Consider the following 11,534-nt stretch of genomic DNA (forward strand, 5'->3'; position numbering starts at 1 on the left):
CTTCAGACACATCAAGATCTTGCTGCAAATATTCATAACCACAAAAATATTGCCAATAAATATTTTCCTTTAGCTCTTCCTCCGTAAACGAATCAGAACCGTTGTACATAGCTTGAAGCATTGATAGTGCTAGCATTACTCTATGATCTTTCTTATTTCTACCAAATTGCTTGATTTCAATGTTAGGCAATGCTCTGGCTTCAAGTTCAGACCAATTTACTAAATCCCTTAGTTTATATAACTTGTTTTTAGGATTTAGTTTTGTAGATAATTTCTCTTCAAATAACCTTTCTTGTTTTTGGAGAAAAGTAATATTTTCTATAGGCATAATTTTAAAATCCGTAAGCTTTATGCGGTAATTATACCATTTTCTTATGGATTTTGTAAGCTGTTTATGACATGAAACCCCTTGTTAATTCAGGCGGGGAGAGTTTTGACGGAGGGACTAAATACTTCTTTACTACCAACCTTTCTTTTTACCAAATTTTACCTGACAAGTCTTATCACTAGAACAATATAACATAACTTGCTTATACTCTATGATTTCACTATTACTAATTACTTGGTTCAAAGAAGAGTCGCACTGGATCTTTTTTGAGGTTATAATTGATACATCTGAATCAAGACAGCGCCAATAATTTAAAGATACCGTTTTTCCGTTAGCTAGTTTAAATAAACGATCTGTTCTGGTAATAGGCATTATTGACATTTTAGCTTCTTTTTGACCAAACCAACTAACCCAATAATCTGCTGTAAAAGCTGGTATTTTTTCTTCTGAAAATATCTGAAATTGGCCATCTTCATTTTTAGTAGCTATTATTTTTAAGCTATGATCATAAATAAAATCTGGCTTTGCTGCAAAAATCATCATTAACAATGAACATAAAATTATAATAAACCCAGCCAAGCGCCACCTTGTCTGCCAAAGACTAAGCCAGAAAAATCCTATAGTAAATACCACTAGACTCAGTGGCGTAATATGACCAACAGCCCAAACTGCCCCTGGAAGTTTAACGACAAAATCTGCGCTATCAATTACTATTGAAATAAAATAACTAAGTAACTTTAACACCGGAGAATCAAGACCAATTGGCATCAGAATTGAAGCAATTAATACCAATGGCATCATAAAAAATGACATCATTGGAACAGCTATCAAATTCATCAAAATTGAGTAATTCGCAAATTTATAAAAATGATAAATCACATATGGCGCAGTCATAATACTAGCTAAAAGGCTAGAGTAAATATTGGCAAAAATATATAACTTGATTGAAGAGACAATTCCTTTGCTGTTACCAAGGATAGATTTATTTTTCATGTAAAACTCATAGCCAGATATCAAACATAATACTGCAGCAAAGGAGAGTTGAAAACTTGGGTGCAACACATATTCAGGCAAAAACAAAAGAATTAAAAAGGCTGCAATCATTACGGAACGAAGGGGATAAGGCGACCTGCCCCAAATAGTTGAAACAATAAAAATAGACGTCATAATAAATGCCCGCGAGGCAGCAATATTTGCCCCACTTATATGTAAATAAGCAAAACTACCTATTATAGAAATAATAGCAGCAATTACTTTTACATTAGTGTTGTATGCAAAGAAATTAGAGCAATTTAACAATGCTCTACTACTTATAAAAAATAGCATAGCAACAAGAGAAAGATGCAATCCAGATACACTTAAGATATGGGCAATACCGCTATCACGCATATTCTTCGCAACATCTATCGGTATTGCTTTTGTTTCTCCAATCAGAATTGCTGCAGCAAAATTACCTTCTCTGCTTCCCATCACCCCTACTAAACGACTATATATTTTTGCTCTAAGCCTTTGAATAAAATCATTAAAACTGCTATTTTTCTGTGATATTACTTCAGGCGAAGTTAAAGCATACCCAGACGCTTCTATACCTGACATATACATATAAAAGCCAAAATCAAATGTTCCTGGAAGGACACTTGAGGAAAGGGGAAATAATTTGGCTCTCAATTTTACTTTGACACCATAATCCAAATCAGTTGCTAGTTTTTGACCAATATTTATCCTAACTTTACTTAAAGATTCATTATCTATTTTTGCATCAATAAGGGTAATTTGCATACCTCGAAGAGACGGCTTGATAGCAATAACTTCACCAGTAACATCTGTCACAACAATCTTCTGAATTGGTTTTGTTTCAACTAAAGAAGTACGTAAATTACTAACAAAAAATCCGATGAAGAAAGAGGCGCAACAAGTGATGATAAAAAATATTACTATATCTTTATTTTTAAAATAAAGAGCCAACAATACTAATGGGATAGAAATGACTAACGAATAATAGGAAGAGAAAACAAAAACATTTTGAAAGAAATATATAATACCAAAGATAAAGCTAACAAAAAACCAAAGGCTTAAGTGATGATACTCTTCTTCGAGTTTACGACGAAAGTAGTTGATGTTCATCTAATCATATCAACTACTATTTTGGCGGCAATGTTTGAAGGTTTCTGATCTGAATTAAAGCCAATAGACTCAAGCACTTTCTGAGATTCAGCAACCTGACTCTTAGCTCCCTTATAATCACTAAGAAGATCGCTTATTGCTTGTGTAACATTCTCTGCGTTAAAATCTGATTGTATGTACTCAGGAATTATTTCTCTATTTGATATGATATTTATCAAAGATGCGTATTTGATTTTTACCATTAACTTCAAAAAGAAAAATGTAAGAGGATTCAATTTATACCCCACAATCATCGGAGTACCTGATGCTGCAATCTCAATTGTATTAGTACCAGACTTGGCCAAAGCGCAATCGCTTATGGCAAAAGTCTTGAGACGATCTGTAGAAAAACCAAATTCAAATTTAGCCCCGCCAAGGTATTTAAGAATATTTTGTACATTTGATTCATCTGATTGGACAAAAATTACCTTAATAGCATGCGTCGATGAAAGCTCATCAAAAACCTGCCTAATTATTGGCATATGACGAGATATTTCTCCAAGTCGGCTACCAGGAGTAACAGATATTACTTTAACATTTTCATTTATATTCATCTCTTGTTTTAACCCTTTTGAGCCCATATAAAATGCTTCTTCTAAAATCGGGTGTCCAATACAAGTAGCCTGCAATCCACAGGCCCTAAAATAAGCTGGTTCAAACGGGAGTAAAGTTAGTAAATGATCATAGACCTTAGCATATTTTTTGGCTCGACCTGGTTTATATGCCCAAACAGACGGAGCAACAATATGAACAAGTTTTATATGCGGTGCAATCTCTCTGATTTTACTAGCCACTCTGTAAGTAAAACCAGGAGAATCAATAGTAACTAGAACATCTGGATTCTGTGCTATAACGTCTTTTACTGTCTGATCAATCAGCTTTTTCAGATGAAAAATATGAGGTAGAACCTCAAAAAAACCCATCATGCTTATATAACTCATCTCAAACAGAGATTTCACTCCACCCCCCATCATGTTTTTTCCACCAATTCCATGGAAAGTTACATTAGTTTGATCTTTTACCAATTCTTTGATAGCTTTGATTAGCAATCCACCAATAAAGTCTCCAGAAATTTCACCGGCAATAACGTAGAGTTTCATATTATTATCCACTTCGGCATAAGCTCAGAGATTTATCCACAGCTTCTGATTCTATATTAAGACAATCGAGTATAGTATGAAAGATGTAATCATGCGATATTTCTTTTTTTTCTACAGATTTAACTGCTTTCCACTTCTCTGGATAGGATGATTTATAGCTGTCAGAAAACCATACCATAAATGGCACTATACGTTGTTCCTCTACATATTCATCGGCACCATGCGTTAGTCTTCCATTTTCACCAAGGGACTCGCCGTGATCTGAAGCATAGATCATAAAAGCTTTTTTATTTTTTAGAATATTTATTACGCTAGATAAAAAAAAATCGGTATATAGTATTGAATTATCGTAGCTATTTAAACGCTCCTGTTTGTCACAGCTTGCTGCATCGCGCTTTATAGTATCAGTAATAGTTGGCTTGAATTTAGCAAATTCTTCTGGATATCGTGCAGCGTAATTCCAGTGACTACCAGTCGTATGAAGCACTAAAAATTTTTTTTTGGTAGAAATGATATTTTGCTCTAAATACGGAAGCAGTTTACCATCTTGACTATTTGGTGCCATTAGAACAGAACCTCCAGGAATCATATGAAATTTAACTTCATCATAGAATGATCCACCTGGCTTATTCCTATAGTATTTTGTAATTGACTGAGTACCAAACCAAGTGGTTTCAAAACCTAATTTGGTCAATACAGATAATACACTCGATTCTGAATCGATCATTGCCATATCCTTCTCGCCAAAACGCGATAACATGCATGGAACAGCTAGGTATGTTGTACTAGCACATGATCTTGCTTTATATGACACCAGATTTTCAACCGCCAATAAGTTTGGCGTTGTTTCCCTCTCATAGCCGTTTATACCAAAATTTCCGTACCTCGCAGCTTCCCCTATAACCAAGACCCCAACAACGTCGTCGTCAGAAGAGTCAATAAATGAATATTTATCGCTAATGTCTGTCTTAATATACTCCTCTTCTGCCTGGCCAAAGAAATATAAGTAACTATTATGCAAATACTGTATTGGAAAATAGCTGCGCACAAAACTAAATTTAGGAGCAATAATATTGTTTAATACGATTAATAAACAAACAGCAGATAAAATCCTAGTAAAGAATAATTTAGTTGTTTGAATTTTAAAATAGTTAACGCTATAGATACAAATTGCAACACTAAAAACCAACCAAACAATAAGCCGCGCACTAACTAACTCATATACTTCTGTTGAATCTGTGCCAAATATTGATGGCATTATAGAAAGCGTAGGGCTAATCGAGAAAAAAAATAAATAATAACTAGCAAGCGCACCTGTTACGAATAAAAATACCGAAGCAATAATAAATAACAAGCGATAAACAGTAAGACCAAAAAATATAATAAATAGTACAACTATGTTATAAACAAAGTCCTTTGTAAGCTCCATGATTGCAATCAATATATCTGACTGCACGTACTGAAATTTGTAGATAAAAACAGCAAAGTTGAATAACACACAATATAACAACGCAAAAATTAGCGAAGCTTTTATTAGATTAATGTCTAAGTGTTTCTGAATATATTTAAACATAAACTATGAAATACGCTTGAAAAAATTAACTATAGCAAAATCAACTTTATTCTGGTACGTTAATTTTAGAGTGAGGATGCGCAACGCATACTTAATACGTGAGCACATCTGAACTTTGCAAAATTGATGCACCAGAATACAGCTTGAGAAAGCTACAATACTAATTATCATGATCACAAACTCCCTGCAAGAATTTTGTCAATTTTTCCAAATAGGAAAACCTATTCTTTCTATTGATTACGGTTTAAAAAAGCTTGGTCTAGCCATTTCTACTCCAAATCACCACTTACCTATGCCTCTTAAAATAATTGAACATGAGTCTGACAAAAAAAAGATTACAGATATCTTATGTATTTTAAAAGAAAACAATATATGTGCTATTGTATTAGGCTTACCAATCAACATGAACGGAACCAAGAGCGAACAAACTTTAATAGTAGAAAATTTTGCGAATAAGCTTACGAAAAGAACTGAGCTTCCGATATTTTTCCAAGATGAACGCCTAACTTCCAAAGCAGCTAATAATCTACTAAAAGACTTTGGCTTAAAAAGAAAAAATCGAAATTCAATTGATGATTTAGCCGCCGCAAGCATGATACTAGAAACTGCACTAACTAGCGCAAGCAAGCTAAGCAAATATTAGGCTTATTATAGCGCTTGTAAAGCGGATTGTAGCCACCAGACATAAACTAGTTTGCAGTTTGCGCCTAATCGATGGGGTAATAAAGCACCGTCATGCTGAACTTGATTCATCTCGGGAAGCAGAAGAAGATGCCGAATCAAGTCCGGGATGACTAAGAATACCGCGTCATGCACAGTCATGCTGAACTGGATTCAGCATCTCCTTCCGTTGCCTTAGATCCTGGGCCAAAGGCAGGCACAAGCACCAATAAATTCAGGATGATTAGTTTTTGTCATAGATCTATAGAACCAAGGACCGTGCCCATCAAGTTCATAAGTGAGATTTTGATCAAAAATCAGACTACTCTAAAAAAACAAACACGAGAGTTTAAAACTCTCGTGTTTGTTTTTGATTTTTTAAAAAGTAAGCTAAAAATTACTTGAAGTTGTTAATGATTGGAGTGTGAGCATTATTATTTGCACCATGTTGTGCAGCCCATCCAGCAACTGTTTTTCCTCTTTCTATACAATTAAAGAAAGCTAGTTTCTCTGATGAAGTCCACCCTGACTCTTTAGTACTTACATATTGAGCATCTTTCTCAATTGAAGAACAGAACTGCTGAGCTAAACCAGTAGCTTCATGAAGATCGTTTTTTGAATAATCCACCACTACACTAGCAGGTGTGAAACTAACCATTTTAGGATGTGGATTACCACCACAACCAACTAAAATTGAAGCAACACAAACAAAGATACCCAGTTTTTTCATAAAAAACACCTAAACAAAGTTAATTTAATAATATTGACTGTAAGATAATAACGATAGTCGCGTAGAAGGTCAATAACAAATAAACATATTAAATACATAATTAATGATTAAGAAAACCTTAGGCGCAATTAAGCATCTAATATAAAATGTAATAATTCTGCTACAGCCAGATCTCCATTTGACAACTAAAGTAACCTATATAGCTAAAAAATAAGGTAAACTTCAACTTCTGAATGATATGTTTAGTACAATTATTAGTTTTTATAACCAATCAGAAATTTGTTCATAATGACGATACTCAAACAATACGGCTCACGCTTAATTAATAAATATACTATTATTACCGCGATTATTGTTGTAATTATAATAGCCGTAACCAACTCTATAAATAATCGCCCTATATTAAATGATGAAAAAGTTATCCGTCCTGTACGAACCGTTAAGGTTGAACATAAAATTGCAGGAAAATCCTTATCTTTAACTGGCGAAATTTTAGCAAAAAATGAAATAGACCTAGCTTTTCGTACTGACGGAAAATTGATAGAACGTCTAGTTTCTGTGGGAGATACGGTTACCTCTGGACAAACCATCGCCCGTATAGATACACAAGATGCCGAGGATAATTTTACTTCGGCTAAATCAAACCTTAGTGCAGCTCAAGCAGCATTAGCACAAGCAATTAGTAATGAAGCTAGGCAAAAAATTCTACTGAGCAAAGGCGTTATTGCCAATGCAAAATACGAGGATGCCACTACGCAGCTTCAATCTGCACAAGCAAAAGTTGAAGGAGCAACCGCTAGCTTAAATCAAGCCCAAAATCGCCTTGAATATACTAATTTGCAAGTAGATATTTCAGGAATAATCACATCTATTAACGCAGAGGCCGGCGAAGTAATAAAAACTGGTCAGGTTATTATGCGCGTGGCTACAGATGAAGGAAGAGACGCTGTATTTAATGTACCAGAACAATTATTTCAGAACAAACCAGAAAGTAAGCTACCCGTCGAAGTATCATTAAGCCATGACCCTTCTATCAAAACTATTGGCTATGTCCGGGAGGTATCACCACAAGCAGATTCAGTTACCCGCACTTTTGCTGTAAAAGTTGGTCTAACTAATCCCCCAGAAGCATTAAAACTTGGTTCAACAGTTACTGGTTGTGTTACTTTGAATAAAGCAAGTTCTATTGAGCTACCGGTTATGTCCTTAAATAAGTCTAATTCAAGCCCAGCAGTATGGGTTGTTAACCCCGAGGATAATACCGTAAGTTTAAGGAATATTAAAATAATTGGCTATAACCAAGATTCAATTGTTGTTTCTGAAGGCCTACAAAATGGTGAGCTCGTTGTTACTGCAGGAGTTCATTCCCTACATCCTGGACAACAGGTTAAATTACAAGACAAATAGAGGTTAAATAATGAAAGAGCGCTTTAATCTCTCTCTATGGGCAATTAACCATAAGGAGTTTGTATGGTACTTGATGGGTATGTTAATAATAGTAGGTAGCTTATCTTACACACGCCTTGGTAGAAACGAAGATCCCGTTTTTTCAATTAAAACCATGCTTATCCAAACCAAATGGCCTGGGGCAACAATTGAAGAGACCATGAATCAGGTCACCGAACGTATAGAAAAAAAGTTGCAGGAAACTCCTCACATAGGTTATGTACGTAGCTTTACTACACCAGGATCATCAACTATTTTTGTTAATTTACATGGAACCACCCCAGCCTCTGAGGTACAAAATAGCTGGTATCAGGTCCGTAAAAAAATTGGGGATATTGTTAGCACCCTCCCGCAAGGAACTATCGGACCATTTTTTAACGATGAGTTTGGTGATACTTATGGCATCATTTACGCTTTCACTGCAGATGGCTTCTCAGGGCGTGAACTAACAGATTACATAGAAGATACACGATCTAAACTTTTACAAATACCAGATGTATCTAAAATAGAAATCTTAGGAAGCCAAGATGAAAAAATCTATATCGAATTTTCTATCAGAAGACTTGCTGGGCTTGGAATAAAACCTTCAGAATTTATTAAAATGTTGCAAACAACAAATTCTGTAAGACCAGCAGGAATGGTACAAACAGAAAATGAAACAATATTATTAAGAGTTTCCGGAGGATTTCAATCGGAAGAAGACTTGCGTAATATAAACATGAATATAAACGGAAAACTATTTCCGCTAGGAGATATTGTTACTGTTAAACGAGATTATATTGATCCTCCGCAATCTCTATTTAAATTTAATGGAAAACCAGCGATAGGATTGGCCGTGTCAATGACTACAGGCGGGGATATCTTGGCACTGGGTAAAAATGTTAAAGAAGCCATGCAGAAAATTGGCGCAGATTTACCAATTGGTATAGATTACCAACTAGTAGCTAACCAACCTACTGTAGTAGAAGAAAATATCGCTGAGTTTACAAAATCATTAGAAGAAGCTTTCGCCATTGTGCTTTTTGTTAGCTTTTTAAGTCTTGGCCTACGTGCGGGGGCTGTGGTTGCATTCTCGATTCCACTAGTATTAACTATAGTATTTTTAGCTATGGAATTTTTTCATATTGATCTCCAAAGAATTTCTTTGGGAGCGTTAATAATTGCTTTGGGATTACTTGTTGACGACGCGATGATTACCGTTGAAATGATGATCACAAAACTAGAAGAGGGATGGGACAAAGTTAGAGCAGCAACGTTCGCATACACTTCCACCGCCTTTCCTATGCTCACCGGCACATTAGTTACAGTGGTAGCATTTATTCCAGTAGGATTTGCTCGTAGCTCTGCTGGTGAATATGTATTTTCTTTATTTGCAGTGATTGCCATTGCTTTAATTGCCTCATGGTTTGTAGCAGTGATATTTACTCCTATACTTGGCCTGGCTCTTTTGCCAGATAAATTAGAACGACATCAAAACCACGAGACTAAATTATCACAAATGTTTCGTACTATTTTATTAGGTTCTATGCGTTCTCCAAAAACAACCATTTGTATTACAATAGCGTTATTTATGTTATCAATTGTAGGAATGAAATTTGTTCCTCAACAATTTTTTCCATCATCAGATCGTCCAGAACTTTTAGTAAATATGCAATTGCCACAGAACTCTTCTATATTTGCTACTTCTAATGAAGTGACAAAGCTAGAGCGGTTGTTAGACAAGAATCCTGATATTGTACATTGGAGCTCCTATATAGGCCGAGGTGCAATTCGTTTTTACTTACCACTCGAGGGGGCACAGGCTAACCCATCGTTTGCTCAAACTGTAGTTGTAACCAAAGATATAGAAGCACGGGAACGAGTAAAAAGTTATTTGCAAAAAGAATTTAAAGAAAATTTCTCAACTATAAACAGCCGAGTCATGCCGCTCGAAATGGGACCTCCAGTCGGGTGGCCATTACAATATAGAGTAAGCGGTCATGACCTAGAACAAGTTAGAGATATAGCCTACAAAGTTGCTCAAATTCTAGGTTCAGAATCACACGTTCAAGATATTAATTTTGATTGGATTGAACCATCACGAGTATTAAGAATCAAAGTTAACCAAAATGAAGCTAAACTTCTTGGCTTAAGTTCAGAAGATTTGGCTAATGCACTGAATGCCGTGGTATCAGGAATGAAAATCACCCAAGTACGAGATAATACTTATTTAATTGATGTAGTGATCCGAGCAGAAGCAGAACAACGAGTTTCTCTTGATTCTCTAAGCACATTACAAATTTCTACTCCAAGCGGAAAAAAAGTCCCTTTACTACAAATTGCCACCATTGAATATGAGCAAGAATATCCTTTGATCTGGAGACGAGATCGTATGCCGACAATTACCGTACAAGCCGATACTTCTGCAACTGTCTTACCTGCAACTATTGTAAAAAAACTATCCTCTAAAATTTTAGAACTTAATGCGCAATTACCGGCTGGATACCAAATAAACACTGGTGGATCAATTGAAGAGAGCGCTAAATCTCAAGCTTCCGTTGCAGCTGTGGTACCACTGATGTTGACAATTATGATAACTATTTTGATGGTGCAATTGCAAAGTATCCAACGTGTTATTCTGGTATTAAGCGTAGTGCCATTGGGCTTAATAGGAATAGTTGCTATATTGTTGGTTGCAAACAAACCTTTAGGGTTTGTTGCTATTTTAGGAATTATCGCCTTGATTGGTATGATCGTACGTAATTCAGTCATTATCATAGACCAGATTGAAACTGAAATTGCTCATGGTTTATCCCGCTGGGATGCTGTAGTAACTGCAACGACGCATCGTTTTCGTCCGGTAATTTTGACTGCTGCAGCTGCAATCCTAGGAATGATTCCAATCGCTCCAACAGTGTTTTGGGGACCAATGGCTTATGCAATCATGGGGGGCCTAGCTGTAGCAACAATACTTACGTTAGTGTTCTTACCAGCTTTATATTGCACTTGGTTTAAGATTACAGAGCGACCAAGTGCTTGACATCGGCGTATCTGACCGAATTTGTAGCTGACTCGTTCAAGCTGCTGGTTCAAAAAATAACGCTATCTAGTCCCTCCGTCAAAACTCTCCCCGCCTGAATTAACAAGGGGTTTCATGTCATAAACAGCTTACAAAATCCATAAGAAAATGGTATAATTACCGCATAAAGCTTACGGATTTTAAAATTATGCCTATAGAAAATATTACTTTTCTCCAAAAACAAGAAAGGTTATTTGAAGAGAAATTATCTACAAAACTAAATCCTAAAAACAAGTTATATAAACTAAGGGATTTAGTAAATTGGTCTGAACTTGAAGCCAGAGCATTGCCTAACATTGAAATCAAGCAATTTGGTAGAAATAAGAAAGATCATAGAGTAATGCTAGCACTATCAATGCTTCAAGCTATGTACAACGGTTCTGATTCGTTTACGGAGGAAGAGCTAAAGGAAAATATTTATTGGCAATATTTTTGTGGTTATGAATATTTGCAGCAAGATCTTGATGTGTCTGAAG

Annotated in this window: 10 protein-coding genes; 5 read left to right on the forward strand and 5 right to left on the reverse strand. The window is 35.6% G+C overall.

The genetic code is table 11. The annotated features are described in order from the left end of the window. The 4 genes from Megvenef_RS03870 to Megvenef_RS03885 all read right to left on the reverse strand — a co-directional run. The coding region (locus Megvenef_RS03870; RefSeq protein WP_322776028.1) for a transposase at positions 1–328 on the reverse strand (328 nt) is incomplete at its 3' end. A gap of 132 nt (positions 329–460) precedes the next feature. After that, positions 461–2,452, reverse strand: a complete 1,992-nt coding sequence (locus tag Megvenef_RS03875) for a ComEC/Rec2 family competence protein (RefSeq protein ID WP_322776679.1) — start codon at positions 2,450–2,452, stop codon at positions 461–463. Next, positions 2,449–3,591: a lipid-A-disaccharide synthase gene (lpxB, locus tag Megvenef_RS03880; protein ID WP_322776686.1), complete on the reverse strand. Its 1,143-nt coding sequence runs from the start codon at positions 3,589–3,591 to the stop codon at positions 2,449–2,451. The genes Megvenef_RS03875 and lpxB overlap by 4 nt, the downstream gene beginning before the upstream one ends. A gap of 4 nt (positions 3,592–3,595) precedes the next feature. Continuing rightward, positions 3,596–5,164 (reverse strand): phosphoethanolamine transferase, encoded by a 1,569-nt coding sequence (locus Megvenef_RS03885; protein ID WP_322776680.1) that lies wholly within the window; start codon positions 5,162–5,164, stop codon positions 3,596–3,598. Positions 5,165–5,333: 169 nt separating this feature from the next. Here Megvenef_RS03885 and ruvX point away from each other — a divergent pair, with 169 nt between their 5' ends. Together ruvX and Megvenef_RS03895 are read left to right on the forward strand one after the other, a co-directional pair. Further along, positions 5,334–5,807, forward strand: a complete 474-nt coding sequence (ruvX, locus tag Megvenef_RS03890; protein WP_322776681.1) for a Holliday junction resolvase RuvX — start codon at positions 5,334–5,336, stop codon at positions 5,805–5,807. A 167-nt stretch (positions 5,808–5,974) separates the two neighbouring features. Next, the gene (locus Megvenef_RS03895) at positions 5,975–6,229 is read left to right on the forward strand and encodes a hypothetical protein (RefSeq protein WP_322776682.1); all 255 of its coding nucleotides are present in this window, start codon (positions 5,975–5,977) and stop codon (positions 6,227–6,229) included. Here Megvenef_RS03895 and Megvenef_RS03900 read toward each other — a convergent pair. Then, positions 6,222–6,554, reverse strand: a complete 333-nt coding sequence (locus Megvenef_RS03900) for a hypothetical protein (protein ID WP_322776683.1) — start codon at positions 6,552–6,554, stop codon at positions 6,222–6,224. The two genes, Megvenef_RS03895 and Megvenef_RS03900, sit on opposite strands and share 8 nt — an antisense overlap. 288 nt (positions 6,555–6,842) lie before the next feature. Between Megvenef_RS03900 and Megvenef_RS03905 the strand changes: the two genes are divergently transcribed. The 3 genes from Megvenef_RS03905 to Megvenef_RS03915 all read left to right on the forward strand — a co-directional run. After that, positions 6,843–7,961 carry an efflux RND transporter periplasmic adaptor subunit gene (locus tag Megvenef_RS03905; RefSeq protein ID WP_322776684.1) on the forward strand — a complete coding sequence of 373 codons (1,119 nt, stop codon included), beginning with the start codon at positions 6,843–6,845 and terminating at the stop codon, positions 7,959–7,961. Between the two features lie 10 nt (positions 7,962–7,971). After that, entirely contained in the window at positions 7,972–11,019 is a 3,048-nt protein-coding gene (locus Megvenef_RS03910; RefSeq protein ID WP_322776685.1) for an efflux RND transporter permease subunit, read from the forward strand. A gap of 187 nt (positions 11,020–11,206) precedes the next feature. Next, a partial coding sequence (locus Megvenef_RS03915; protein ID WP_322776028.1) for a transposase occupies positions 11,207–11,534 on the forward strand: 328 nt, incomplete at its 3' end.

This window comes from Candidatus Megaera venefica (assembly GCF_034554655.1).
In the GTDB taxonomy this organism is placed as follows: Bacteria; Pseudomonadota; Alphaproteobacteria; order Rickettsiales; family Rickettsiaceae; genus Megaera_A; species Megaera_A venefica.

What these genes read in the sequence shown, in the direction of transcription:
- lpxB (WP_322776686.1), bottom strand. Translation starts at nt 3,591, where the DNA reads ATGAAACTCTACGTTATTGCCGGTGAAATTTCTGGAGACTTTATTGGT.
- Megvenef_RS03910 (WP_322776685.1), top strand. Translation starts at nt 7,972, where the DNA reads ATGAAAGAGCGCTTTAATCTCTCTCTATGGGCAATTAACCATAAGGAG.
- Megvenef_RS03875 (WP_322776679.1), bottom strand. Translation starts at nt 2,452, where the DNA reads ATGAACATCAACTACTTTCGTCGTAAACTCGAAGAAGAGTATCATCAC.
- Megvenef_RS03900 (WP_322776683.1), bottom strand. Translation starts at nt 6,554, where the DNA reads ATGAAAAAACTGGGTATCTTTGTTTGTGTTGCTTCAATTTTAGTTGGT.
- Megvenef_RS03905 (WP_322776684.1), top strand. Translation starts at nt 6,843, where the DNA reads ATGACGATACTCAAACAATACGGCTCACGCTTAATTAATAAATATACT.
- ruvX (WP_322776681.1), top strand. Translation starts at nt 5,334, where the DNA reads ATGATCACAAACTCCCTGCAAGAATTTTGTCAATTTTTCCAAATAGGA.
- Megvenef_RS03895 (WP_322776682.1), top strand. Translation starts at nt 5,975, where the DNA reads ATGCACAGTCATGCTGAACTGGATTCAGCATCTCCTTCCGTTGCCTTA.
- Megvenef_RS03885 (WP_322776680.1), bottom strand. Translation starts at nt 5,164, where the DNA reads ATGTTTAAATATATTCAGAAACACTTAGACATTAATCTAATAAAAGCT.